The 25449-nt window shown below is 57.3% G+C and carries 23 protein-coding genes; 3 read left to right on the forward strand and 20 right to left on the reverse strand.

Features of this window, described 5'->3' with window-relative positions:
• Nucleotides 1-89 precede the first annotated feature (89 nt).
• Nucleotides 90-1808, forward strand: a complete 1719-nt coding sequence (gene proS / locus AC6I7J_RS15435; RefSeq protein ID WP_058759538.1) for a proline--tRNA ligase — start codon at nucleotides 90-92, stop codon at nucleotides 1806-1808.
• Nucleotides 1809-1840: 32 nt separating this feature from the next.
• On the opposite strand, the gene arfB is transcribed toward proS, so the two are convergent.
• On the reverse strand, nucleotides 1841-2251 hold the full coding sequence (gene arfB, locus AC6I7J_RS15440; protein ID WP_058774792.1) for an alternative ribosome rescue aminoacyl-tRNA hydrolase ArfB: 411 nt from the start codon (nucleotides 2249-2251) through the stop codon (nucleotides 1841-1843).
• A gap of 216 nt (nucleotides 2252-2467) precedes the next feature.
• Here arfB and AC6I7J_RS15445 point away from each other — a divergent pair, with 216 nt between their 5' ends.
• Both AC6I7J_RS15445 and rof read left to right on the forward strand, forming a co-directional pair.
• Entirely contained in the window at nucleotides 2468-2668 is a 201-nt protein-coding gene (locus AC6I7J_RS15445; RefSeq protein ID WP_021507470.1) for a YaeP family protein, read from the forward strand.
• A complete protein-coding gene (gene rof, locus AC6I7J_RS15450; RefSeq protein WP_021507471.1) occupies nucleotides 2655-2918 on the forward strand; it encodes a Rho-binding antiterminator in 264 nt (87 codons plus the stop codon). Before AC6I7J_RS15445 ends, rof begins: the two co-directional genes overlap by 14 nt.
• Before the next feature lie 39 nt (nucleotides 2919-2957).
• Here rof and AC6I7J_RS15455 read toward each other — a convergent pair whose 3' ends face one another.
• The 19 genes from AC6I7J_RS15455 to pyrH form a co-directional block, all read right to left on the reverse strand.
• On the reverse strand, nucleotides 2958-3266 hold the full coding sequence (locus tag AC6I7J_RS15455) for a c-type cytochrome (RefSeq protein ID WP_031279691.1): 309 nt from the start codon (nucleotides 3264-3266) through the stop codon (nucleotides 2958-2960).
• 15 nt (nucleotides 3267-3281) lie between these two features.
• On the reverse strand, nucleotides 3282-4580 hold the full coding sequence (tilS, locus tag AC6I7J_RS15460) for a tRNA lysidine(34) synthetase TilS (RefSeq protein ID WP_498006111.1): 1299 nt from the start codon (nucleotides 4578-4580) through the stop codon (nucleotides 3282-3284).
• Between the two features lie 54 nt (nucleotides 4581-4634).
• Nucleotides 4635-5024 carry a VOC family protein gene (locus AC6I7J_RS15465; RefSeq protein ID WP_058770579.1) on the reverse strand — a complete coding sequence of 130 codons (390 nt, stop codon included), beginning with the start codon at nucleotides 5022-5024 and terminating at the stop codon, nucleotides 4635-4637.
• 75 nt (nucleotides 5025-5099) lie between these two features.
• A complete protein-coding gene (locus AC6I7J_RS15470) occupies nucleotides 5100-7250 on the reverse strand; it encodes a lysine decarboxylase LdcC (RefSeq protein WP_058759535.1) in 2151 nt (716 codons plus the stop codon).
• A 389-nt stretch (nucleotides 7251-7639) separates the two neighbouring features.
• Nucleotides 7640-8599, reverse strand: coding sequence for an acetyl-CoA carboxylase carboxyl transferase subunit alpha (gene accA, locus AC6I7J_RS15475; RefSeq protein ID WP_021507476.1), 960 nt, complete (start codon nucleotides 8597-8599; stop codon nucleotides 7640-7642).
• A 12-nt stretch (nucleotides 8600-8611) separates the two neighbouring features.
• Complete coding sequence (gene dnaE / locus AC6I7J_RS15480; RefSeq protein WP_058780472.1) at nucleotides 8612-12094, reverse strand: DNA polymerase III subunit alpha; 3483 nt, start codon at nucleotides 12092-12094, stop codon at nucleotides 8612-8614.
• Nucleotides 12095-12125: 31 nt separating this feature from the next.
• A complete protein-coding gene (gene rnhB, locus AC6I7J_RS15485; RefSeq protein WP_058774795.1) occupies nucleotides 12126-12752 on the reverse strand; it encodes a ribonuclease HII in 627 nt (208 codons plus the stop codon).
• Nucleotides 12745-13893, reverse strand: a complete 1149-nt coding sequence (gene lpxB, locus AC6I7J_RS15490) for a lipid-A-disaccharide synthase (protein WP_058774796.1) — start codon at nucleotides 13891-13893, stop codon at nucleotides 12745-12747. The genes rnhB and lpxB overlap by 8 nt, the downstream gene beginning before the upstream one ends.
• A 3-nt stretch (nucleotides 13894-13896) precedes the next feature.
• On the reverse strand, nucleotides 13897-14685 hold the full coding sequence (lpxA, locus tag AC6I7J_RS15495) for an acyl-ACP--UDP-N-acetylglucosamine O-acyltransferase (protein WP_021507480.1): 789 nt from the start codon (nucleotides 14683-14685) through the stop codon (nucleotides 13897-13899).
• Nucleotides 14686-14688: 3 nt separating this feature from the next.
• Complete coding sequence (gene fabZ, locus AC6I7J_RS15500) at nucleotides 14689-15144, reverse strand: 3-hydroxyacyl-ACP dehydratase FabZ (protein ID WP_013507953.1); 456 nt, start codon at nucleotides 15142-15144, stop codon at nucleotides 14689-14691.
• Between the two features lie 194 nt (nucleotides 15145-15338).
• Entirely contained in the window at nucleotides 15339-16364 is a 1026-nt protein-coding gene (lpxD, locus tag AC6I7J_RS15505) for a UDP-3-O-(3-hydroxymyristoyl)glucosamine N-acyltransferase (RefSeq protein ID WP_058780471.1), read from the reverse strand.
• 3 nt (nucleotides 16365-16367) lie between these two features.
• The gene (gene skp / locus AC6I7J_RS15510; RefSeq protein ID WP_021507482.1) at nucleotides 16368-16865 is read right to left on the reverse strand and encodes a molecular chaperone Skp; all 498 of its coding nucleotides are present in this window, start codon (nucleotides 16863-16865) and stop codon (nucleotides 16368-16370) included.
• Nucleotides 16866-16978: 113 nt separating this feature from the next.
• On the reverse strand, nucleotides 16979-19390 hold the full coding sequence (gene bamA / locus AC6I7J_RS15515) for an outer membrane protein assembly factor BamA (RefSeq protein WP_021507483.1): 2412 nt from the start codon (nucleotides 19388-19390) through the stop codon (nucleotides 16979-16981).
• Nucleotides 19391-19441: 51 nt separating this feature from the next.
• Nucleotides 19442-20791, reverse strand: a complete 1350-nt coding sequence (gene rseP, locus AC6I7J_RS15520) for a sigma E protease regulator RseP (protein ID WP_498006115.1) — start codon at nucleotides 20789-20791, stop codon at nucleotides 19442-19444.
• A 12-nt stretch (nucleotides 20792-20803) separates the two neighbouring features.
• Nucleotides 20804-21661, reverse strand: coding sequence for a phosphatidate cytidylyltransferase (cdsA, locus tag AC6I7J_RS15525; protein ID WP_010616187.1), 858 nt, complete (start codon nucleotides 21659-21661; stop codon nucleotides 20804-20806).
• 18 nt (nucleotides 21662-21679) lie between these two features.
• On the reverse strand, nucleotides 21680-22432 hold the full coding sequence (gene ispU, locus AC6I7J_RS15530; RefSeq protein WP_021507486.1) for a (2E,6E)-farnesyl-diphosphate-specific ditrans,polycis-undecaprenyl-diphosphate synthase: 753 nt from the start codon (nucleotides 22430-22432) through the stop codon (nucleotides 21680-21682).
• Between the two features lie 165 nt (nucleotides 22433-22597).
• Nucleotides 22598-23800 (reverse strand): 1-deoxy-D-xylulose-5-phosphate reductoisomerase, encoded by a 1203-nt coding sequence (ispC, locus tag AC6I7J_RS15535; protein ID WP_498006117.1) that lies wholly within the window; start codon nucleotides 23798-23800, stop codon nucleotides 22598-22600.
• A 115-nt stretch (nucleotides 23801-23915) separates the two neighbouring features.
• Nucleotides 23916-24473: a ribosome recycling factor gene (frr, locus tag AC6I7J_RS15540; RefSeq protein ID WP_021507488.1), complete on the reverse strand. Its 558-nt coding sequence runs from the start codon at nucleotides 24471-24473 to the stop codon at nucleotides 23916-23918.
• Nucleotides 24474-24621: 148 nt separating this feature from the next.
• Complete coding sequence (pyrH, locus tag AC6I7J_RS15545; protein ID WP_010616191.1) at nucleotides 24622-25347, reverse strand: UMP kinase; 726 nt, start codon at nucleotides 25345-25347, stop codon at nucleotides 24622-24624.
• Between the last annotated feature and the right edge of the window lie 102 nt (nucleotides 25348-25449).

The following is a 25449-nucleotide window of genomic DNA, read 5'->3' on the forward strand; positions in this document are numbered from 1 at the left end:
CAAGCTTTTGAGTGACGGATCTCGCTGGTACACTAGCCGCCAGCAAATTTTTTGTTCGTATCCTTCCGTACAACTGGAATCGTAAATTAATGCGTACTACTCAATATCTGCTCTCCACCCTGAAGGAGACGCCTTCCGATGCTGAAGTGATCAGCCACCAGCTGATGCTGCGCGCCGGTATGATCCGCAAACTGGCTTCCGGTCTCTATACCTGGCTGCCGACCGGTATTCGCGTGCTGCGAAAAGTTGAAAACATCGTGCGCGAAGAGATGAACAACGCCGGTGCGATTGAGATCTCCATGCCGGTGGTTCAGCCAGCCGATCTGTGGGAAGAGAGCGGACGCTGGGAGCAGTACGGCCCGGAGCTGCTGCGCATTAAAGACCGCCACGAACGTCCGTTTGTGCTGGGTCCGACCCATGAAGAAGTGGTCACCGACCTGATCCGCAACGAGCTCAGCTCCTATAAGCAGCTGCCGCTCAACGTCTATCAGATCCAGACCAAATTCCGTGATGAAGTACGCCCGCGTTTTGGCGTGATGCGTTCGCGCGAATTCATCATGAAGGATGCGTATTCGTTCCACACCTCGCAGGAGTCGCTGCAGGAAACTTACGATGCGATGTACCGCGCCTACAGCCAGAGCTTCAGCCGCATGGGGCTGGATTTCCGCGCCGTACAGGCCGATACCGGTTCGATTGGCGGCAGCGGCTCGCATGAGTTCCAGGTGCTGGCGCAGAGTGGTGAAGATGATGTGATCTTCTCCAGCGAGTCCGATTACGCGGCCAACATTGAGAAAGCCGAAGCGCTGGCTCCTGCCGGTGAGCGCCCGGCGGCAACGCAGGCGCTGACGCAGTTCGCTACGCCAAACGCGAAAACCATCGCCGAACTGGTCGAACAGCACCAGATCCCGGTAGAAAAAACGGTGAAAACGCTGATCGTGAAAGCCAGCGAAGAGAGCGGTCATTCGCTGGTTGCGCTGCTGTTACGCGGCGACCACGAGCTCAACGAAATCAAAGCCGAGCATCTGGACATTGTGGCCGCGCCACTGGAAATGGGCAGCGAGGAAGAGATTCGCGCCGCCATCGGTGCCGGTTTTGGTTCTCTCGGTCCGGTCGGTCTGACCATCCCGGTGATTGCTGACCGCACCGTGGCAAAAATGAGTGACTTCGCAGCAGGCGCCAACATTGATGGCCAGCACTATGCCGGCATCAACTGGGGCCGCGATCTGCCAGAAGCACGCGTAGAAGATATTCGTAACGTGGTAGAAGGCGATCCGAGCCCGGATGGCAAAGGCGTGCTGATGATTAAGCGCGGCATTGAAGTTGGCCACATCTTCCAGCTCGGCACCAAATATTCGGACGCGATGAAAGCAGCGGTACAGGGTGAAGATGGTCGCAATCAGATCATGACCATGGGCTGCTACGGTATCGGTATCACCCGCGTCGTGGCGGCGGCTATCGAACAGAACCACGACGAGCGCGGGATTATCTGGCCAGCGGCGCTGGCACCGTTCGAAGTGGCGATTCTGCCGATGAACATGCACAAATCCTTCCGCGTGAAAGAGCTGGCGGAACAGCTGTACAACGAGCTGCGCGCCAAAGGCATCGATGTCATTCTTGACGATCGTAAAGAGCGTCCGGGCGTGATGTTCGCCGATATGGAACTGATTGGCGTACCGCACACTATTGTAATTGGCGATCGCAACCTGGATAACCAGGAGATCGAGTACAAAGCCCGCGCCGCCAGCGAGAAGCAGATGATTAAGCAGCACGACATCGTCGACTTCCTCAGCCGCGCACTCAACAAGTAATCCCCTGACGCCTCCTGCCGGAGGCGTTTTTTTTAGCGTAGCTTGCCGCGCAGCGCCTTCACATTGCTGCGTCGTGATTTACCTTCCAGCCGCCGCTCTCTGGACGCCCGCGTCGGGCGCGTCGCGCGGCGCACTTTCTCCACCGTCGTCAGCTCGCGTATCAGGTTGATCAGCCGCTGCAGCGCCGCTTCGCGGTTCATCTCCTGGCTGCGATACTCCTGCGCTTTGATAATCACCACGCCATCGGCGCTGATCAAATGGTGGTTCGCCTCCAGCAGCCGCTGTTTATAAAACGGCGGTAGCGACGAGGCGTGAATATCGAAACGCAGATGGATAGCGGTCGACGTCTTATTGACGTGCTGGCCGCCCGCGCCCTGAGCGCGAATGGCACTGAGCTCCACTTCATTGTCCGCAATTGAAACACTATGTGACAGCACAATCATCTGCCACCTGCCGTTATCAGCGCCGTTGTATCCGGAAATAACCTGTTCATCAACTTAACCTTTTGTGCGCCGCCAGGCTGGCTGAGACCAGTGCTGGCTGTCACTTTTTGCCCTTTCTTTGCCACCTTCCCTGCGCCCCCTGGCTGATTTCCAGCGAACCCCTGTGATATAGTCGCATATCAACCAGAGTATTGATGCTCTGCTGAGGAGGTGTATGTGCAAAAGTATTGTGAGTTAGTTCGCCAGAAGTATGCCGGGATTGGCAGCGGCGACCTGGGGTATGTGCCAGACGCGATCGGATGCGCACTGAAAGCACTCAATGATATTGCCGCTAATTCTGCGCTAAACTCTTCTGTCAGGGAACAGGCAGCGTATGCCGCTGCAAACTTATTGGTGAGCGACTATGTTGACGAATGAAGCCTACAAACCCATCAACTGTGATGATTACGACAACCTCGAGCTCGCCTGTACCAAACACTGGACGCTGTCGCTGGAGCTCAAAAACGGCGACCAGCTGAAAGCGAAAGCCGTGGACATGGTCTCACGTAAAAACGTCGAGTATCTTGCGGTCGACCTCTCCGGTGAAACGCGCGAGCTGCGCCTCGACCACATCGCCAGCTTCAGCCATCCTGAGCTGGGCACCGTTATCGTCAGCGAAGACGAATAATCTCTCCCCGGGCGGGAAAGCTATTCCCGCCCACCTCGCTTAAGGCTGCAGCGAAGCGTAGTACGCCGCTAAATCATCCATATCCTGATCGCTCAACCCGGCCACAAAGGCTTTCATCACCTCTGCCTGACCGCCACTGCGCTCGCCTTTTTTGTAGGCCTGCAGCGAATGCAGCAGGTAGGGCGCATGCTGCCCGGCCAGATTAGGGTAAAGCGGCACCGCGCTCTTACCTTCCGCGCCATGGCACGCCATACAGCTGGCGGCTTTCTGCGCGCCAGCCTTGACGTCGCCCTGCGCAAACGCCGGCAGCGCAGCAGCCAGTAGCGCCGCGACAATCCACTGTTTCATCATTGCTGTTCCTTTTTAGGGTGTTGACCAGATCGCCTGCCAGCCTTGCGTCTCGCCCGCCGCGCCTGCGCGGGTGACAAACAGCCCCGGCGCAGCAATCAGCGTCTGGTTGTAGTAAATCAACGGAATGCGTTCGCGCTGCCACGGCGGGACGCCCAGCTCCTGCCACAGTTTTTTCATTTCGCGACCACCAGCCCGGCCGACAACATGGTGATAGCCGTGGGCCTGAAAGCGCACAATAACCTGCTCATCCGCCGCCGGCTGGCGCAGTTCCGCCTGCGCCGGAATGGCGCGCAGTTCACCCAGCCCATCAGGCAAAATTAATGGCTGCGTCTGCGGCTGCCAGGTTAGCGAGTGCTGACTCAGTGAGTGCTGTCGCGGCAGCCAGTAAAGCCGTTCCCGGTAGCGCCGCAGTTCGTGCGCGCCAAAGCGCAGACACGGCTGCGCATCTTCACGGCTGTGCATCACCTCGTCGGTAATGCGCTGCAGCGCGTCGCGCGCGGGCATTGCACCACCACGTTCGCTAATCCAGCGCCGCAGCAGCGCGTGCCGCCGTGCCTCGCTACAGGCCAGCAGCGGCGGAAAATGCAGTGCGCCCTGGGCATCGGTCAGCTGCGCCAGCTGCTCGCTGAGCAGCTCATCCAGCAGTTGCTCCTGCTCACCGCATAGCGCTGCGCTGCGGGCACTGGCCGCGCTGAAGTGTGGCCAGCGCGCCTGCAGCAGCGGCAGCACGTCCTGGCGCAGGAAATTGCGATCATAGCGACGGTCAGCGTTGCTCTCATCGTCAATCCAGTCCAGCTGGTGCCCGACAGCGTAAGCTTCCAGCTGCTGACGGCTGAGGTTGAGCAACGGGCGCAGATGCCAGTGGCCGTTAACCTGCCGCTGCTGCGGCATCGCCGCCAGACCCGCCGGACCGCTACCGCGCTTCAGCGCCAGCAGCAGCGTTTCAGCCTGATCATCAACATGCTGAGCAGTAAGTAAGTACTCACCGGGTTGCAGGTGAGTGAACAGCGCCTGATAGCGCGCCGTGCGTGCCGCTGCTTCGATGCCGCCATCGCGAGCGTCCACCTGCACGCGCAGCACCTCGCAGGGAATGTGCCACTGCTGACACTGCTGCTGGCAGTGCGCCGCCCAGCGATCGGCGTTGGGGCTTAAACCATGATGCACGTGTAATGCGCGCACGTGCAGCTGCGGCTGCTGGCGTTGCCAGTTCACTAACTGATGCAGCAGAACGCTGGAATCGAGCCCGCCGCTGAATGCCAGCACGCAGCGGGCATCGGCTGGCAGCAGCGCAGCAAGATGAGAAAAGGACATGCACGCATTCCGTTGAGGTGAACCGCCGGATTGCGGCTCACTGCGCGCGCTATTTTACGCCTGATACAGCTCCAGCGGCAAACCGTCCGGATCGGGGAAGAAAGTACAGGCTTTACCGGTGAGAGCATCGATGCGGATTGGCTCGCACACCACGCCCTTCTCTGCCAGCGCGGCAACCGACTGTTCGACATCATCCACACAAAACGCCAGATGGCGCAGCCCGCACGCTTCCGGCCCGCTGACGCGCGGCGGCGGCGCAGGAAACGAGAACAGCTCAATGGTATAGACGCCATTAAGGCCAAGATCGCCTTTCCATGAGTCGCGCTCAGCGCGATAGTATTCGCCCAGTAGCTCAAAGCCCAGCACGTCGCAGTAAAACGCCTTACTGCGCTGATAATCGGTGGCAATAATGGCGATGTGGTGGATCTGTTTTATCTGCAGCATAGCGGCTCCGAAAGTATTCTGAGCCGCTTAGCCTACGTGCCCGGCGCGACGCTGAAAAGAGGCAATTATCTGAAGTTAGCGCGCAGGCTCGTCACGCAGCACGCGCACCAGATAGCGACCGTCGTCGGTGAGCGTGGCACCGTGAATATCCGTTTCAAAGCCGGGATAGTGCCGCCCGATGGTGCAGAGCATCAGCAGGAAATCCAGCACCGCCCGGCTCTGTTCGGTAATCATCTCGCCCGGCATCACCAGCGGCACGCCTGGCGGATAAGGCAGGATCATGTTGGCTGAAATCCGCCCGACCAACTCGCGAATGTCCACGGTTTCCACCAGTCCCTGCACCTGCCGCTGAAACGCCTGGTGCGGCGTCATCTTCATCTCCGGCAGAACGTCGAATGCCCGCAGCATCAGACGCGGCAGATCGTGCTGCAGGATCAGCTGATGAATACCCTGCGCCAGCGTCTGGATGCGCATGTTACGGTAGAAGTCAGGATCTTCAGCATAGAGATCCGGCAGCATGTTTTTTACCCGCAGATTGAGATCGTAGGCGCGTTTAAACTCCGTCAGTCCGCGCAGCACGCTCATCGCTTTGGTTTTATCGATGCCAATGCTGAACAGGAACAGCAAATTGTACGGTCCGGTCTTCTCCACCACGATGCCACGCTGATCGAGGAATTTCGCCACCAGCGCGGCCGGAATGCCCTCTTCCGCCATCTGGCCCAGTTCGCTCATGCCCGGCGTAAGTATGGTGACTTTGATGGGATCAAGGTACATATGATCGCGATCGGCGTGCGTAAAGCCGTGCCACGCCTCGTCACCCGGCTGAATTGGCCAGCATTCGGCTTCATCCACCTGCTCCGGCTGCCAGATATCAAAGAACCAGCCGTCAGACTCTTCGCGCAGCCGCTGGATCTCGCGGCGAAAATGCAGCGCGCGCTCCACCGAGCGATTTATCAGCCGCCGGCCCGGATTACCGCGCAGCATCGCCGCCGCGGTCTCAATCGAAGAGACGATCGCGTAGCTCGGCGAGGTGGTGGTGTGCATCATGTAGGCTTCGTTGAAGGTATCGTGATCGTAATCGCCCTTGATGTGAATCAGCGACGCCTGTGAGAACGCCGCCAGCAGTTTGTGAGTCGACTGGGTTTCATAGATCACTTTGCCGGGGATACGCTCGCCGCTCATGCCACTTTTGCCGCTGTAGATAGGGTGAAAATTGGTGTATGGCACCCAGGCGGAATCGAAATGGATGGACGGCACGTCCAGCGTCTGTTTGATGTATTGCGTGTTATACAGCAGACCATCGTAGGTTGAGTTGGTGATCACCGCATGCACCGGCCAGCTGGCGCGCGGGGTATCGTTAACTTTCTGCTGGATGCTGTCGCGGGTGAATTCGCGCTTAGGGATGCCACCCAAAATGCCCAGCGCGTTGCGCGTCGGTTTAAGCCAGATGGGGATGATGTCGCTCATCATCAGCAGATGGGTCAGCGATTTGTGGCAGTTGCGGTCAATCAGTACCGTGCTGCCGGCCGGTGCGGCGTACATTCCGACGATTTTATTTGAAGTCGACGTGCCGTTGGTGACCATATAGCTCTGTTCAGCGCCAAAGGTGCGCGCCACATACTCTTCTGCTTCAAGGTGCGGACCGGTGTGATCGAGCAGCGAGCCCAGTTCGGTGACCGAGATCGAAACATCCGCTTTCAGCGTGTTGGCGCCGAAGAAATCATAGAACAGGCTGCCGACCGGGCTTTTCTGAAACGCCGTGCCGCCCATGTGGCCCGGCGTACAGAAGGTGTATTTCCCCTCTTTGACGTAGGTGAACAGTGCTTTGGTCAGCGGCGGCATAATTTTGTCAATGTACTCATCGGTGTACTGCCGGATATGCAGTGCGATATCGTCAGCGGCATTGAGCGCGTATTCGAAGAAGTGCAGCGCCATGCGCATTTCATTAATGCTGACATCCATCTGCGAATGGGTGTTGATGAAGGCATACAGCGGCAGCGATTCGTTGAGCTGATTGATGTCGCTGCATAGCGCCAGGCTGTAGTCGTCCCAGTCAAATATCACTCCGCAGACGCGCGGGTTGTGTTCGATCAGTTTCAGCAGGTCGCTGGCATTGTTGGGATAAACGGTCTGGAAACCCTGCAGCTTCAGCGCCGCGTCCAGTTCGCGAATCGGTTCATCTTTGTAGAACGCGCCGTGCGGTCCCATGATCGCAATAATATTCAATGCTCACCTCCTGTGGTGTTGTGGCACGGAATAAGGATAGCGAAAAGTGGCGGGTGAATGTTCCGGAATAGCGCCGTTGTTGGCCTGATGTTTGTCAGCGAGGCATCTCAGGTCGCCATGAATGGCGCCCCTACAGGATTACTGCCCGGTTTTTCCCAGGGTGCGCATTGATGCGCACCGGTATAAATGGCGCACCTGCCGGGTAACTGCACGGTTTTATCAGGTCGCCATAAATGGTGCCCCTGCAGGATCATTGTCGGTATTTTGTAGGGTGCGCATTAATGCGCACCGCCATAAATGGCAACCCAGCGGAGAACTCAAGCCTGATCGCGGAAAACAGGCATAAAAAAAGCGGACCGGGGTCCGCTTCTGTGAAGGCTTTTCGGCGCTTACGCGTAGCCGTAGCTCATCAGACGCTGATAGCGGCGGTTAAGCAGCTCTTCCGTGCTCAGCACATCGAGATCGGCCAGATCGGCCAGCAGCTGCTGCTTGAGCGCTGCCGCCATGTCCACCGGATGACGGTGCGCGCCGCCCAGCGGTTCCGGGATGATCGAATCGATCAGCTTCAGCTCTTTCAGACGCCCGGCGGTGATGCCCATCGCTTCTGCGGCGAGTGGCGCTTTGTCGGCGCTCTTCCACAGAATTGACGCACAGCCTTCCGGTGAGATCACCGAATAGGTGCTGTACTGCAGCATATTCACTTTATCGCCAACGCCAATCGCCAGCGCGCCGCCGGAGCCGCCTTCGCCGATCACGGTACAGATCACCGGGATCTTCAGGCCTGACATCTCGCGCAGGTTGCGGGCAATCGCTTCAGACTGACCGCGCTCTTCCGCGCCCACGCCCGGATAGGCACCCGGCGTGTCGATGAAGGTGATCAGTGGCATCTTAAAGCGCTCGGCCATCTCCATCAGACGCAGTGCTTTACGGTAGCCCTCGGGTGCTGGCATACCGAAGTTACGCCGGATTTTCTCTTTGGTTTCGCGGCCTTTCTGATGGCCAATGACCATCACCGGACGCCCATCCAGACGAGCGATGCCGCCGACAATGGCTTTATCATCGGCATAGGCGCGGTCACCGGCCAGCTCGTCAAAATCGTCAAACGCATTGCGGACATAGTCCAGCGTATAAGGACGCAGCGGATGGCGCGCCAGCTGCGCAACCTGCCATGCACCCAAATCGGAGAAGATTTTACGGGTCAGCTCGACGCTTTTCTCGCGCAGACGCTGCACTTCTTCATCCAGATTAATATCGTGTTTCTCATCCGAACGACCAATCGATTTCAGCGAGTCGATTTTCGCTTCCAGTTCAGCGATTGGCTGTTCAAAATCCAGGTAATTAAGACTCATAATGTTCCTGTTTTAGTCAAACTCCAGTTCCACCTGCTCCGACCCTACTAACGACCGCAAATCGTTGAGTAAACGATCGCTGGGCGAAATACGCCACGCTGCACCAAAGCGCAGCTTCGCCCGCGCATCTGCTCTCTGATAATAGAGATGCACCGGAATGGTCCCGGAGCGATGAGGCTCCAGAGACTGGCGGAGACGGTTTAAAAGCTGGTCATCAATTTGCCTGTCCGTCAGCGAGATAGCAAGTCCGCGCGCGTATTTTTCCCGCGCTTCGTCGATGTCCATGACTTCCCGGGCGGTCATTTTAAGCCCACCGCTAAAGTCATCAAAGCTGACCTGTCCACTGACGATCAGGATACGGTCCTTCTCCAGCAGCTGCTGGTATTTATCTAACGCATCGGTAAATAACATCACCTCAAGACGGCCAGAGCGGTCGTCAAGAGTACAGATACCAATTCGGTTGCCGCGCTTGGTGACCATGACGCGGGCGGCAATCACCAGCCCGGCCGCAACGGTCACTTTACCACGTTCTGTTGGATGCATGTCTTTCAGGCGCATGCCGCCAACGTAGCGCTCAATTTCTTTCAGATACTGATTGATCGGATGACCGGTGAGATACAGACCGAGCGTCTCACGCTCGCCGTCCAGCTGCACCTGTTCCGGCCACGGCGTAATGGCCGCGTAAGATTGCTCAACCTGCTCGGGCTCTTCCGCCAGCACGCCGAACATATCCGCCTGCCCCGTCGCTTCGGCTTTGGCATGCTGGTCCGCCGCCTTCAGGGCGTCCCCCAGCGCGCTCATCAGCGCCGCGCGGTGCGGGCCAAGGCGATCGAACGCGCCGGACATGATCAGTTTTTCCATCACGCGACGGTTGATCTTTTTAGTGTCGGTGCGCGCGCAGAGATCAAACAGCTCTTTAAAGTAGCCGCCCTGATTACGCGCTTCGAGGATCGCTTCGATCGGCCCCTCACCCACGCCTTTGATGGCGCCGATGCCGTACACGATCTCCCCGTCATCGTTGACGTGGAACGGATAGAGCCCGGAGTTAATGTCTGGCGGCAGCACTTTCAGCCCCATGCGCCAGCACTCATCCACCAGTCCAACCACCTTCTCGGTGTTATCCATATCGGCGGTCATCACCGCCGCCATGAACTCGGCCGGATAGTGCGCTTTCAGCCACAGCGTCTGATAGGAGACCAGCGCATAAGCAGCAGAGTGCGACTTGTTAAAGCCGTAGCCTGCGAACTTCTCCACCAGATCGAAGATTTTCATCGACAGTTCGCCGTTGATACCCATCTTCTCAGCACCGTCCTGGAACACCGAACGCTGCTTGGCCATCTCCTCCGGCTTCTTTTTACCCATGGCACGACGCAGCATATCCGCGCCGCCCAGCGTATAGCCGGACAGCACCTGGGCAATCTGCATCACCTGTTCCTGATAGAGGATGATGCCATAGGTCGGCTCCAGCACCGGCTTCAGGCTCTCATGCTGCCACTGAATGTCCGGGTAGGAGATGGCTTCACGGCCGTGCTTACGGTCAATAAAGTTATCGACCATGCCCGACTGCAGCGGCCCCGGACGGAACAGCGCCACCAGTGCGATCATATCTTCGAAGCAGTCCGGCTTCAGGCGCTTAATCAGATCTTTCATGCCGCGCGATTCAAGCTGGAACACCGCGGTGGTTTCCGAGCGTTGCAGCATGTCGAAGCTTTTTTTGTCATCCAGCGGGATGGCGGCGATATCGATCGGCGGTAAACCCTGCTTTTCACGCCGCGGGTTGATCATCTTCAGCGCCCAGTCGATGATGGTCAGCGTGCGCAGGCCGAGGAAGTCAAACTTCACCAGTCCGGCGTATTCCACGTCGTTTTTATCGAACTGGGTGACCGGGAACTGGCCGTTCTCATCGCAGTACAGCGGCGCAAAATCGGTGATTTTGGTCGGCGCAATGACCACGCCACCGGCGTGCTTGCCGGCGTTACGCGTGACCCCTTCCAGCTTGCGCGCCATGTCGATCAGCGCTTTGACCTCTTCGTCAGCTTCGTAGATCTCCGGCAGCTGCGGTTCCGCCTGGAACGCTTTTTCCAGCGTCATGCCCGGATCCGGCGGGATCAGTTTTGAGATGCGATCAACAAAGCCGTACGGATGCCCCAGCACCCGACCAACGTCGCGAATCACCGCTTTCGCCGCCATGGTACCGAAGGTGATAATCTGCGACACCGCATCGCGGCCGTACATCTCAGCCACGTGATCGATCACCTGGTCACGTTTTTCCATGCAGAAGTCGACGTCAAAGTCGGGCATCGAGACACGTTCCGGGTTAAGGAAACGTTCGAACAGCAGGTCAAACTCCAGCGGATCGAGATCGGTAATTTTCAGCGCGTAGGCCACCAGTGAACCGGCACCGGAACCACGCCCCGGCCCCACCGGAATGCCGTTGTCCTTCGACCACTGGATAAACTCCATCACGATCAGGAAGTAGCCGGGGAAACCCATCTGGTTAATGACGTTGAGCTCGATGTCGAGACGCTCGTCATACTCCGGCCGGCGTTCGGCACGCACCTGCTCATCCGGGAAGAGAAACGCCAGGCGCTCCTCCAGCCCTTCGCGCGACTTCATCACCAGGAAATCTTCGGTCGACATGTCGCCGGTCGGGAATTGCGGCAGGAAATATTCGCCGAGGCGCACCGTGACGTTACAACGCTTAGCAATCTCTACGCTGTTTTCCAGCGCTTCCGGGATGTCCGAGAACAGCTCGCACATCTCCTCTTCGCTGCGCATATATTGCTGAGGACTGTAGTTGCGTGGACGTTTAGGATCGTCCAGCGTGTAGCCGTCGTGAATCGCCACGCGGATTTCATGGGCATCAAAATCTTCTTCGTTGAGGAAGCAGACTTCATTGGTGGCCACCACCGGCACCGATTCAGCAATCGCCAGCTCAACCGCGGCGTGCAGATAGGCCTCTTCATCTGGCCGGCCGGTACGCGTCAGTTCCAGATAGTAGCGGTTCGGGAAATGCTGCTGATAGAAGCTCAGGCACTGCGTCACCAGCGCGTTATTGCCGCGCAGCAGGCTGCGACCGACGTCACCGCGCCGTCCGCCCGACAGCAGAATCAACCCTTCGCCCAGCTCCAGGAGCCAGTCGCGATCGATAATCGGTCCGGCGATACCGTAACCGCGCTGGTAAGCGCGCGAAATTAGCAGCGTCAGATTCTGGTAACCGGTGTTATTAGCCGCCAGCACGGTGAGCTGCGTCAGCTCATCGCCCATCAAATCGCTGGCCACCTGGAAGTCAGCCCCGACGATCGGTTTGATACCGGCGCTGTGCGCGCTGCCATAAAAGCGCACCAGCCCGCACAGGTTGGTGTAGTCGGTGATGGCAATGGCTGGCATGCCGAGCGCGGCCGCCTTTTTTACCAGCGGCCCGGTCTTGGCCAGACCATCGACCATGGAGTAATCGCTGTGTACGCGCAGATGTATAAAACGAGGTTCAGCCATATCAGTTTCCGGTTAAAACAGCGTCAGGCTATTAAAGCGTAGTCGGCTGGCGCGCGGCCAGCACATCAGCATCAATCAGGGCGTTACGCACCGGCGCAAAGCTGCGGCGGTGGTGAGGTGTGGCACCAAACTGCGTCAGTTTTTCCATGTGCAGCGCGGTCGGATAGCCTTTGTGCTGGGCGAAACCGTACTGCGGAAACAGCAGGTCCAGCTCGGCCATTTCACGGTCGCGCGTGACTTTGGCGATGATCGAGGCGGCGCTGATTTCCCGCACCAGACTATCGCCCTTCACCACTGCCTGCGACGGCATCGGTAGTGCCGGACAGCGGTTGCCATCAATCAGAACAAAATCTGGTGCAATATGCAGACCGGCAACCGCGCGCTGCATCGCCAGCATGGTGGCGTGCAGGATGTTCAGCTGGTCAATCTCTTCCGGTTCAGCGCGGCCCAGGCTCCACGCCAGCGCTTTCTCTTTGATCTCATCAAACAGCACAAGGCGGCGCTTTTCAGACAGCTTTTTGGAATCCGCCAGGCCGGCAATCGGCTGCGCCGGATCGAGGATCACGGCGGCGGTCACCACGGCACCGACCAGCGGGCCACGTCCGACTTCATCAACGCCGGCAATCAGCCGGGCATCAGGATAAATAAATTCAGCCATTGGCAATCTCCAGTACCGCATCCGCCGCCTGTTCGTCGGCGTTCCAGCGAATCTGCTGATGCAATTGGGTGAAAGTGGCCAGCAGCGCGTCACGCTCCGGACCGGCATGCAACAGCGGCTCCAGCGCCGCGGCTAACGCAGCAGGCTGGCACTCCTCCTGCAGCAGCTCCTGCACCAGCTCACGGCCGGCCAGCAGGTTAGGCAGCGAAACGTACGGGGTTTTCACCAGCCGCTTCGCCAGCCAGAAGGTTAACGGCTTCATACGATAGCCCACCACCATCGGGCATTTCGCCAGCATGCACTCCAGCGCTGCAGTGCCGGAAGCCAGAATCGCCGCGTCGCTGGCGATCATCGCCTGGCGCCCTTTGCCATCCAGCAGGTGCATCGGCAATTCCGGCGCGACGCTGGCTTTAATCTGCTCGAACTGCGCGCGCCGCTTCGCGTTAACCAGCGGCACCACGATCTCCAGCGCCGGATAGCGCTGGCGCAGCAGCTGTGCAGCGCGCAGGAAATCGGCGCTGAGCATCTCCACTTCCGCGCCACGGCTGCCCGGCAGCAGGCCAAGGCACAGCGCATCGTCAGCGATGCCTAATTCACGCCGCGCGGCCAGTTTGTCCGGCTGCAGCGGCATCGCATCGGCCATGGTGTGCCCGATGAAGCGGCACGGCACGTTGTAGCGATCGTAAAACGCTTTTTCAAAAGGCAGAAACGCCAGCACCAGATCGGTGTTGCGGCCAATTTTGAACACACGCTTTTGTCGCCAGGCCCACACGGAGGGACTGACGTAATGAATGGTGCGAATGCCGGCACGCTTGAGGTTGCCTTCCAGCGTGATGTTGAAATCCGGGGCATCGATGCCGACGAAGACATCCGGCCGCAGTTCGGTAAAGCGCTGGGTTAAATCCTTGCGGATGTGCAGCAAACGGCGCAGGCGGCCAAGCACCTCAACGATGCCCATTACCGCCAGCTCTTCCATCTCGTACCAGGCTTCGCAGCCTTCGGCCTGCATCAGCGGACCGGCAACGCCAACAAAGCGCGCGTCAGGATGGCGCGCTTTCAGCGCACGAATCAATCCGGCACCAAGAATATCGCCGGAGGTTTCTCCGGCGACCAGGGCAATCGTTAAGGGACGCACTGACATGAATTAACGAATCAATCCACGGGTAGAACGGGCAAAGAAGTCGTAGAAAGGCTGCACTTCGCTATGAAGTTTAGCCAGTTCTTCAATCTCCGGCTTCACTTCATCCAGCGTTTTACCGCTGCGGTACAGCAGCTTGTACGCGTTACGAATGGCGTGCAGTGCTTCTTTGCTGAAGCCACGACGCTTCAGGCCTTCGATATTGACACCGAACGGCGTGGCATGGTTGCCCTGCGCAATCACGTACGGCGGCACGTCCTGCGCGACGCCGGAACAACCGCCTACCATCACGTGGGCACCAATGGTGCACCACTGGTGCACCGCCGTCACGCCGCCGATGATGGCAAAATCATCCACGGTAACGTGGCCGCCCAGCGTTACGTTGTTGGCCAGAATACAGCGATTGCCGATCACGCAGTCATGGGCAATGTGCGCGTTGACCATCAGCAGGTTGTCGCTGCCGACTTTGGTCAGGCCGCCACCCTGCGTGGTGCCACGATGAATGGTGACGCTCTCGCGGATGCGGTTGCGATCGCCGACTTCAACGCGGGTCGGTTCACCGGCATATTTCAGATCCTGATTCACTTCGCCAATCGAAACGAACTGGTAGATCTGGTTATCTTTACCGATACGCGTGTGGCCATTCACCACCACGTGCGATTTCAGCACCGTGCCTTCGCCAATTTCCACGTTCGCTCCGACAACACAAAACGGACCGATTTGGACGTTGGCGCCGATCACCGCACCTTCTTCAATGATGGACGTTGGATGGATGCTGGCGGTTGAATCAATCACTAATTATGCCTCCCGACTACGGGCACACATCATGGTCGCTTCACAGACAATCTTACCGTCTACGGTTGCCACGCCTTTGAAGCGCGTCAGGCCACGGCGGGTCTTCTCGAAGGTGACTTCCATGATCATCTGGTCGCCCGGCACTACCGGACGCTTGAAACGGGCTTCGTCGATACCGGCGAAATAGTACAGCTCGCCCGGTTCCAGTTTTCCAACGCTTTTAAACGCCAGAATACCGGTCGCCTGCGCCATCGCTTCCAGGATCAGAACGCCTGGGAAAATCGGTTTACCAGGGAAGTGTCCCTGGAAAAACGGTTCATTAACAGAAACGTTCTTTACCGCACGCAGATATTTATGCTCTTCAAATTCCAGCACGCGGTCAACCAGCAAAAACGGGTAGCGGTGCGGCAGCAGTTCTAAAATCTCTTCAATTTTCAGAGTATGCGTTTCAGTTGTCAAAATACTCTTCCTGTCCTAAAAAATCTGATGGCAACAATAACACGGCCTGCACCGATCAAAATGATCTTTCGCAGGCCGCAAATCAGTTCAGTGGCGTTTCGCTTACCATGATACCTGCTGCCGCACTCTGGTTAACCCCGAGGTGAAAGAAGGTACGCTGCTTTATTATGAAAGCGGGTAGAGCCGGGATGTGCTCAGTCGTCTTTGCCGACCTTGCGTTCGATGGCTTTTAAGCGTTTGCTCATGTCATCGATGTTCATCACCAGCGCTGCCGTTTTACGCCAGGTTTTGTTGGGTTGCAGCGGGATACCCGATGAGTATACCCCAGGCTCTGTGATGGGACGCATGACCATGCCCATGCCGGTTACCGTCACTTTGTCACAGATTTCCATATGGCCGTTAATGACGCTGGCTCCGCCAATCATACAGTAACGCCCAATCTTCAGACTACCCGCCATGATCACACCACCGGCAACCGCGGTGTTATCACCAATCACGACGTTATGCGCAATCTGACACTGGTTGTCTATGATAACACCATTGCCGATCAGAGTGTTATCCAGCGCACCGCGATCGATCGTGGTACAGGCACCAATTTCTACCCGATCGCCAATCACCACGGTGCCCAGCTGAGGAATTTTCACCCAGTTGCCGCGGTCGTTAGCATAACCGAAACCATCGGCACCAATCACGGTGCCAGACTGAATCAGACAATCCTGACCCATCTGAATTTCATGATAAACCGTAACGTTGGCCCACAGACGGGAACCACGGCCAATGCGCGTGCGCTTGCCGACAAAGCAGCCGGCGCCAATCACCACATCATCACCCAGCTCAACGCCGGACTCGATGACCGCGTTAGCGCCCACCGAGACATTGTTCCCCAGCTTCGCGCTCGGATCGATCACGGCGCTGGGCGCGATATTTTGCGCGGGCTGCGGCGTGGTGTCCAGCAGTTGTGCCATGCGGGCATAAGTCAGGTAAGGGTTTTTCACCACCAGCGCGGCGGTTTTACACCACTCCAGATCCGCTTCCGTCAGCACCACGGCTGAGGCCTGAACCTGTGCGAGCTGCTCGCGGTAGCGGCTGTTGGCAAGAAAAGTGATTTGACCAGGGGTGGCGGATTGCATAGAAGCAATGCCGGAGATGGCGATATCGCCATCTCCGTGCAATTCTGCATCCAACTGCTGGGCTAAATCAGCCAGTCGAATTGATGACATCGATTATTTAACCTGTTTCAGCACGTCAGCAGTAATGTCTTTCGCGTTAGAAGCATAGGCAACGGCATTGGCGTCGATTACCACGTCATACCCTTCGCTGTCCGCCACTTTCTTCACTGCGTCCTGAATACGGCTCAGCAGTTTGTTACGCTCTTCCATCTGACGACGGCGGTTATCCTGATCGAAAGCCTGCGCTTTCGTCGAGAATGCTTCGCGCTGTGACATGATGTCTTTTTCCATGCGGCTGCGGTCGCTGGCCTTCATGGTTGAACCATCACGCTGCAGTTTCTGCATTTTAGTCTGCAGATCGCGCTCCTGGCTCTGCAGCTCAGTGGCACGGCCCTTGAATTCGTTTTCCAGCTGTTTAGCAACGGTCGCACGTTGCGGTAACTGTTGGAAAATGCTGGACACGTTTACCACTGCAATTTTGTCAGCAGCCTGAACGCCCGCGGAAACCGCTAAAGCAAGACCCAGACCTGCGGCACACAACAACTTTTTCACTATAAACTCCTTACCATCAACGTTTGTGTCAGCGACACAGTGTTGGCATCGTCCGGCTCCCGTCTGGCGCCGGCGCGATGCCGTACTACGACTCTGCTTCCGTGCTCAGAACCTTACCAGGTTTTACCGATGTTAAACTGGAACTGTTCTGCTTTGTCTCCCTCGACTTTCTTCACTGGCTGTGCGTAGGAGAACACCAGTGGTCCAAGTGGCGACATCCACTGCAGCGCAAGACCGGCAGAGACGCGAATGTTATTCGGGTCGCTGTAGTCCGGAATGCCCGCCGCGCGGGTTTCCGCGGTGTTCTGCCACTTGGTATCCCAGACGGTACCGGCATCCATAAATACCGAGGTACGTACTGAGTTTGCATATTTTTCGCTCAGGAACGGCGTTGGCGTAATCAGCTCAAGGCTGGCGATCGCCATGGCGTTACCGCCCACCGCATCGTCAGACTTACAGATGCCGTCCGGATCGGTCAGATTACAGCTCGACGAGCGATCGTTCAGGTAAGCGGCTTTCGGACCAATGGTGTTGGACTGGAAGCCACGCACGGTGCTGGAACCGCCGGCGTAGAAGTTCTCATAGAACGGCATCTCTTTGCCACCGAGTCCGTCACCGTAGCCAACACGGCCACGACCCAGCACCACCCAGGTGCCATCACGGTTCAGCGGCACGTACTGCTGGGTGTCCAGCGTCGCTTTGTAGAACGAGTTATCAGAGCCCGGAATGGTCACTTTACCGTTCAGGTTGGTACGGTTACCGCGCGTCGGGAAGAAACCACGATCGAGCGTGTTGTACGTCCAGCCGTAGTTAAAGGTGAAGTCATCCGCAGAGAAATCACCGTCATCATTCAGCCCCTGATGACGACCCACCGAGTCAAGGTAACGCCACATGGCCACCTGCGGACGCATGTTGGACAGGTCGTTGTGCACATAACCTAAGCCGACGCGCAGCGTGTTGTTTTCGTTAACCGGGAAGCCGAGCGTACCGTCCACACCGTAACTTTTGTTGGTGTAGTCGGAGAGATCAGCATCATCCGCTTTAAAATCGTTGTAGAAGAGGCGGCCGCCGAGGCTCACACCGTCCACCGTGAAGTACGGATCGGTGAGTGAGAATTCTGCGTAAGTCTGGTAGTCGTTCTTGGTACCGCTGATGCCGACGGTATTACCGGTGCCGAGCCAGTTCTCCTGGGTCACGCCAACCTGGAAGCTGACGCCACTCTCAGTACCGTAACCCACACCAAAGTTGAAGGTACCGGTGTTACGCTCTTTGACTTTGTAAACCACGTCAACCTGGTCTGGCGAGCCCGGAACGCGCTGGGTATCAACGTCCACGGTTTCGAAGTAACCGGTACGGTTCAGGCGCTCTTTGCCCTGATCGACGAGGTCGCTGCCCAGCCATGCGCCTTCCATCTGACGCATTTCGCGGCGCAGTACGGCATCTTTCGAGGTGTCGTTACCTTCAAAACGCACTTTACGCACGTAATAACGGTTACCGGCATCAACGTTGATGTGCAGCTTAACGGTTTTATCCGCATCGTTGATTTCCGGCTGCGTCACCACGCGAGGATAGGCGTAGCCATAACGGCCCAGCAGCTTCTTGATGTCATCTTCCATCTGGGTGACTTTGGTGCCGTTATACAGCTCACCGTTAGGAATCTGCGTCAGGTGCTCAATTTCCGCCGAGTGGCCCGCCATACTGCCGTTGACGATCACGCCGGCAATCTTGTACTGATCGCCTTCAGTGATGTTGACGGTGATGTAGATGCCTTTCTTGTCCGGCGTCAGGCTCACCTGCGTGGAATCAATATTGAAACGCGCATAACCGCGATCCAGATAGAAGCTGCGCAGGGTTTCGAGATCGCCCGCCAGTTTCTGCTTCTGGTATTTACGATCGCCCACCACGTTCCACCACGGCACTTCATCGCGCAGCTGGAAGCGGGAAATCAGTTCGTCTGAGCTGAACGCTTTGTTGCCGACAATGTTGATCTGCTGGATCTTGGCCGAGACGCCTTCCTGGAAGACGAATTTCAGATCGACACGGTTACGCGGCAGCGGCGTCGCGATGGCTTTGACGCTGGCGGTATATTTACCGACGCTGTAGTAAAAGTCCTCCAGCCCCTTCTCGATGGAAGAGAGCGTGGTGCGGTCAAGCGCTTCGCCAACGCGCACACCGGAGGCCTCAAGGTTCTCCTTCAGCTGATCCTCTTTCACCGCTTTGTTACCGGAGAAGGTGATGCTGGCAATGGTCGGACGTTCCTTCACCTGAACAATCAGGGTGGTGCCGTCACGCAGAACCTGGACATCTTCAAAGTTACCGGTAGCGAACAGTGAGCGAATGGTGTTTCTGATGTCATCATCATTCACCGTATCACCGACGCGTACCGGCATGCTGAGCAGAGCCGCGCCGACGGCGACTCGCTGTAGACCTTCGAAATGAATGTCCTTCACTACGAAATCGTCTGCACCGTAAACGGTGGCGCTGCTAAACAGCAGCGACGCTATGAGCAACTTTTTCATCGCCATCGTTGTTATGCGTTTTCCTAACACATCCCGCGCCTGTCTGCGTTCCAGCGATTACAGGCGAGAGAAATCATTGAAAAGTGCAAGCCCCATTAAAAGCACCAGCAAAATTGAGCCGATGCGATAACTGAAGTCCTGAACTCGCTCGGACACCGGTCCACCTTTGATCTTTTCGATCGCCAGAAAGAGCAGATGTCCACCATCTAAAACCGGCAGAGGGAACAGATTGATGATCCCTAAGTTGACGCTAATCAGCGCGAGGAACATCAGGTAATAAATCACCCCATATTCAGCTGACAATCCGGCACCCTGCGCAATCGAAATTGGCCCGCTCAGGTTATTCAGCTTGACGTCCCCGGTTATCAACTTGCCCAGCATCGAAACCGTCAGCTTCATCAGTTGCCAGGTTTTGACACCGGCTTCACCAATCGCGGCGAAAGGTCCGTACTGTTTTACCGTTTTGTACTCATCCGGCAGCGGGATCACACGCGGGATCACCCCGGCAAAACCTTCCGCTGCGTTGCCCGGTTTCGCTTCCGGCGTTAGTGTCAGCGTTAACGGTTCACCGTTACGCTCAACCTCCAGCGCCATGTTTTTGCCGGGATTATCCCGAACCTGAGCCGCAAAAACCTGCCATTGCGTTAATGGCTGACCATCGACTTTAACGATCCTGTCGCCGGCTTGCAAACCGGCAGCACTTGCCGGTGAACGCGCCTGCACTTCGGCCAGCGTGGTTTCGATTTGCGGCCCGCGTGGTCGGATACCTAAAGCGACCACCGGGTCCTGTTTGTCCGGTTCAAATTGCCAGTCAAGCAGATTGAGCTGCTTCTGCTGCGTCGCCTGCTGACCAAACTGTGACACGGTCAGCGTGGCACTGCTGTCGCCGATTTTACCAATCAGCGCCAGGCGCACAGCATCCCAGTCAGGCGTTTCGATACCGTCAACCGCTTTAAGTTCCATGCCGGAGGTAATTTGCGCTTCTGCCGCGACGGAACCGCTCATAATTTCGCCGACCACCGGGCGAACACCCGGCACCCCATGGATGAACACCACCCAGTAGGCGAACACGGCAAAGATGAAATTGGCGATGGGACCGGCGGCAATGATTGAGGCACGCTGCAGCACGGTTTTATTGTTGAAGGCCTGATGACGCAGCTCAGCGGGCACGCTCTCTACGCGCTCGTCGAGCATTTTGACGTAGCCACCGAGCGGAATCAGCGCGATCACGTATTCCGTGCCCTGGCGGTCAGTGCGACGCCACAGGGCTTTGCCGAAACCGATCGAGAAGCGTTCTACTTTGACACCGCAGCGACGCGCCACCCAGAAGTGGCCGAACTCGTGCACCGTAATCAGCACGCCGAGCGCCACGATAAAGGCGACAAAACTCCAGAGTATGCTCAACATCGTCGCTTATCCTCAGAGGGTGCGGAACACCAGCAGCAGCAGGCAGGCAAATACCGGCACCGCGGCTGTCAGGCTATCAATGCGATCGAGGATACCACCGTGCCCCGGAATCAGGTTACCGCTGTCTTTGATACCGGCTTCACGTTTGAACATACTTTCCGTGAGATCGCCCAGCACGGAGGCCAGCGTGGCAATCACGGCGCAGATAATCAGCGTGCCCGGCGCCACCGATAGCGGGGCCAGCAGCGCAAACAGCCAGGCGATAATCGCCGATGACAGCAGTCCGCCAAAGAAGCCTTCCCAGGTTTTGCCCGGCGAGACTTTCGGCGCCAGCTTATGCTTGCCGAACAGACGACCAAACATGTAAGCACCGGAATCCGCGCCCCAGACGAGGAACATCACGAACAGCAGCCACCAGGCGCCGGCGAAATGGTCGGTGTCATAGTGATACTGGCGCAGCGCCATCATGCCCCAGAAGAACGGCACCACGGTCAGCACGCCAAACAGCAGGCGCAGCGGACGCGATGCGCGCCACAGCGCAGCGGAGGCCGGATAAAACAGCACGAGAAACAGCGCGACAATCCACCAGCCCAGCGAGGCCCAGAGCGAGCTCTCCATCTGGAACTGGTGCAGATTACGTTGATAGGGTTGCAGGGTGAACAGCATCACCGCCAGCAGCAGGCCGCATAGCACCGCCAGCCAGATACGCTGCTGACGCGTTGCCATCCCCGCCAGCTGCCCCCACTCCCAGGCGGCAAGCATGCAGATGATGATGGTGGTAATCGCAAAACCGGACAGCGGCAACCAAAACAGAGCAGCGATCACCAGCGGAATCAGAATAAACGCGGTGATCAGACGAGACTTCAGCAAAGGTTACCCCCAGGTTGCTCAGGCGCCGCCTGGTGCAGCGCCGCCATAGCGTCGCTCCCGCAGAGAGAATGCATTCAGTGCACCTTCAAAAACGTGTTCATCAAAATCAGGCCAGAGAACATCGGTAAACCAAAACTCAGCATAGGCGATCTGCCACAGCAGGAAGTTGCTGATCCGATGCTCTCCCCCGGTCCTTATCACTAAATCCACCGGCGCTTGCTCCTGCATACACAGATGCGGAGCCAGACTTTCTTCAGTTATCTGGTCAGGACGTAGCAGTCCTTCCTGAACCTGTTCAGCCAGTTTTTTTACACCCTGGATAATATCCCAACGGCCACCATAGTTGGCAGCAATGTTGAGGGTGAGTCCATCATTTTGCTGAGTCAGTTCCTCGGCGCGGCGAATGCGTTCCTGAATGCGGTTATTGAAACGGCTGATATCACCAATAATGCGCAGACGCACATTGTGCTTGTGCAGGCTTTTGACTTCGCTGTCGAGCGCCCAGACAAACAGTTCCATTAAGGCCGTCACTTCCTGTACCGGTCGGCTCCAGTTTTCACTGCTGAACGCATAGAGCGTGAGCGCTTCCAGCTTGTTGCTGACCGCAAAGCTGACAGCCCGGCGTACTGATTTTACCCCGGCTTTGTGGCCTGAAATACGCAGTTTGCCCTGATTTTTTGCCCAGCGACCATTACCATCCATAATGATGGCCACGTGACGTGGCGTGCAGTACGACCCGTCATCGATTGTATTGTGATTGTTGGACGACATAACGCGTAATAATTCCTTTCATCAGAAATGCTGTGGTTTCTGAATACATTGCGCCTGCGGCAAACGCCGGTAACCTCACCGGATGACATCGAAACAATGTCGGGCCGTAAAACGCGAGCGAGCGACTATACCATTTTCACCCTGAGCGAACAAATAGCGCCACCATCAACCGGCTAAACGAAAGCGCGGCAGCAACGCCGTAGCCCGCACGCGTGCGATCCGATCAATCTCCATCACGTCATCCACGCTGCCCGGCTCCTGACACTGCAGGGTTGCCAGCACTTCACTGTTGATGGCCGCGATATCGGTAAAGCGAATCTGATGCTGCAGAAATGCCGCTACCGCGACTTCATTGGCTGCGTTCAGCGTGGTGGTGGCCGCCTGTCCGGTTGCGCATGCATCGATTGCCAGCTTCAGGCAGGGATAGCGTGCGTAGTCCGGCTCAGCAAACGTCAGCGCCTTCATTCGGGTGAAATCAAGCGGCGTTACGCCTGCGGTAATACGTGCCGGCCAGGCCATGCTGTGGGCGATTGGCGTGCGCATATCGGGTGAACCCAGCTGCGCCAGCACGCTACCGTCGCAGTATCGCACCATGGAGTGAATCACCGACTGCGGATGCAGGATGACCTCCATTTGTGCGTCGGTGGCGTTGAACAGCCAGCGGGCTTCAATGTATTCAAGACCTTTATTCATCATGGTGGCCGAATCAACGGAGATTTTACGCCCCATTGACCAATTCGGATGCGCACAGGCCTGATCTGGCGTCATAGCGGCCAGCTCGGCTAATGGCGTGTCACGAAAAGGGCCACCCGATCCCGTAAGGAGAATCGACTCGATGCCATTCTCCCGCAGATCAGCGTACCCCAACTGATGCTGTATGGAAGCGGGCAAACTCTGAAAAATGGCGTTGTGCTCGCTGTCGACCGGCAGCAGCTGCGCCTGATGCTGGCGTACCGCCTCCATAAACAAACGGCCGCATGTGACAAGCGATTCTTTATTGGCAAGCAGGACGGTTTTGCCGGCGCGAATGGCGGCCAGCGTCGGTTGTAAGCCGGAAGCGCCCACAATGGCGGCCATTACCTGATCGACCTCATCCAGTGCGGCCAGTTCGCAGGCGGCCTGAACGCCGGAGAGCACTTCCGTATCGATGTTGAGTGCTTTCAGTCGTTCACGCAGCGCCGTAGCGGAAGCGTCGTCCGACATCGCCGCGTAGCGCGGTTTAAATTGCTGACACTGTTCGGCCATCAGCGCCACATTTTGACCTGCCACCAGCGCAGTCACCTGATAGCGTTCAGGATGCGCCGCCACTACCGCCAGCGTGCTGGTGCCAATTGAGCCGGTCGAACCCAGCAGAGTTAATCGCTTCATGGTGCTGTCCCTGTGAAGTCGTGGTGCGCGCCCGCGCGTACGCCGGGCACAATGTAAAACGCCGCCAGAGTCGTACTACGTCTCTGAACGGCGTTTTGTCAGGCAAATGACGGAATCAGAATTCCATCAGTTCCTTCTCTTTCTCGGCCAGCGCCGCATCAACGTGCTTGATGCGAACGTCGGTCATTTTCTGGATCTCGTCCTGCGAGCGACGTTCGTCGTCTTCGCTGATCTCTTTGTCTTTCAGCAGCGCCTTGATCTTGTCGTTCGCGTCACGGCGCACGTTGCGCACGGAAACACGGCCCTGCTCGGCTTCGCCACGCACAACCTTGATCAGATCTTTACGACGCTCTTCGGTCAGCGCAGGCAGTGGAACACGAATGTCGCTACCGGCTGAGCTTGGGTTGAGGCCGAGGTCAGAAGCCATGATGGCTTTCTCGACTGCCGGACCCATTGAGCGATCGAACACGTTGATTTTCAGCGTGCGTGAATCTTCAACGGTGACGCTGGCCAGCTGACGCAGCGGCGTTGGCGTACCGTAATATTCCACAACGATGCCGTCGAGCAGTGAAGGCGAAGCACGACCGGTGCGCACTTTGCTGATGGTGTTTTTGAATGCTTCCACGCATTTGTCCATGCGCGTTTCAGCATCTTTTTTAATATCGTTAATCACGTTGAAACCCTTGGATTCGGTTTGACCTGGCCACTTCCGGACGCAGCGGAACGGAAACGGTATCGATAAACATCGATCATCCTGAATGCTGCGCGACAGCAGTGCAGCGCGCCAACAGAATATACCTTATTTTATCCTGCGTCGGGTATTAATGCGTAATCAGGGTGCCTTCTTTTTCACCCATCACCACGCGACGCAACGCGCCAGGCTTGTTCATATTGAAGACGCGGATCGGCAGTTGATGGTCGCGCGCCAGCGTAAAGGCGGCCAGATCCATCACTTTCAGCTCTTTTTCCAGCACTTCACCGTAGGTCAGCTGTTCATACAGCGTGGCATCCGGATTTTTCACCGGGTCGGCTGAGTAGACGCCGTCGACCTTGGTGGCTTTCAGTACCACGTCCGCTTCGATTTCGATGCCGCGCAGGCAGGCCGCTGAGTCGGTGGTAAAGAACGGGTTGCCGGTACCGGCAGAGAAAATCACCACGCGGTTATTGCGCAGCAGGCTGATGGCTTCTGCCCAGCTGTAGTTATCACACACGCCGTTCAGCGGAATCGCCGACATCAGGCGCGCGTTGACGTACGCACGATGCAGTGCGTCACGCATTGCCAGGCCGTTCATCACGGTCGCCAGCATCCCCATGTGGTCGCCGACCACGCGGTTCATACCTGCCTGCGCCAGACCCGCGCCACGGAACAGGTTACCGCCACCAATTACCACACCCACCTGAATGCCCAGCTCAACCAGCTCTTTCACCTCTTGCGCCATACGGTCAAGCACGCTCGCGTCGATACCAAAACCTTCGGCACCCTGCAGTGCTTCGCCGCTCAGTTTCAGTAAGATACGTTGATATACAGGTTTTGCGTTGGTCGCCATGGTCAATTCTTCCTGGAAGATAAGATGAATGAGAAGTTAAATCTGATCGATCATCCGCTTAGCGCGTGAGAAAAGCTATTGGGATGAGACTGAAAATTGCTG

The organism is Type-C symbiont of Plautia stali (assembly GCF_059730935.1).

Excerpts from the sequence above, each read along its gene's own strand:
- proS (WP_058759538.1), top strand. The coding sequence starts at position 90 with ATGCGTACTACTCAATATCTGCTCTCCACCCTGAAGGAGACGCCTTCC.
- arfB (WP_058774792.1), bottom strand. The coding sequence starts at position 2,251 with ATGATTGTGCTGTCACATAGTGTTTCAATTGCGGACAATGAAGTGGAG.
- rof (WP_021507471.1), top strand. The coding sequence starts at position 2,655 with ATGTTGACGAATGAAGCCTACAAACCCATCAACTGTGATGATTACGAC.
- AC6I7J_RS15455 (WP_031279691.1), bottom strand. The coding sequence starts at position 3,266 with ATGAAACAGTGGATTGTCGCGGCGCTACTGGCTGCTGCGCTGCCGGCG.
- tilS (WP_498006111.1), bottom strand. The coding sequence starts at position 4,580 with ATGTCCTTTTCTCATCTTGCTGCGCTGCTGCCAGCCGATGCCCGCTGC.
- AC6I7J_RS15465 (WP_058770579.1), bottom strand. The coding sequence starts at position 5,024 with ATGCTGCAGATAAAACAGATCCACCACATCGCCATTATTGCCACCGAT.
- accA (WP_021507476.1), bottom strand. The coding sequence starts at position 8,599 with ATGAGTCTTAATTACCTGGATTTTGAACAGCCAATCGCTGAACTGGAA.
- dnaE (WP_058780472.1), bottom strand. The coding sequence starts at position 12,094 with ATGGCTGAACCTCGTTTTATACATCTGCGCGTACACAGCGATTACTCC.
- rnhB (WP_058774795.1), bottom strand. The coding sequence starts at position 12,752 with ATGGCTGAATTTATTTATCCTGATGCCCGGCTGATTGCCGGCGTTGAT.
- lpxB (WP_058774796.1), bottom strand. The coding sequence starts at position 13,893 with ATGTCAGTGCGTCCCTTAACGATTGCCCTGGTCGCCGGAGAAACCTCC.
- lpxD (WP_058780471.1), bottom strand. The coding sequence starts at position 16,364 with ATGTCATCAATTCGACTGGCTGATTTAGCCCAGCAGTTGGATGCAGAA.
- bamA (WP_021507483.1), bottom strand. The coding sequence starts at position 19,390 with ATGGCGATGAAAAAGTTGCTCATAGCGTCGCTGCTGTTTAGCAGCGCC.
- rseP (WP_498006115.1), bottom strand. The coding sequence starts at position 20,791 with ATGTTGAGCATACTCTGGAGTTTTGTCGCCTTTATCGTGGCGCTCGGC.
- ispU (WP_021507486.1), bottom strand. The coding sequence starts at position 22,432 with ATGTCGTCCAACAATCACAATACAATCGATGACGGGTCGTACTGCACG.
- ispC (WP_498006117.1), bottom strand. The coding sequence starts at position 23,800 with ATGAAGCGATTAACTCTGCTGGGTTCGACCGGCTCAATTGGCACCAGC.
- pyrH (WP_010616191.1), bottom strand. The coding sequence starts at position 25,347 with ATGGCGACCAACGCAAAACCTGTATATCAACGTATCTTACTGAAACTG.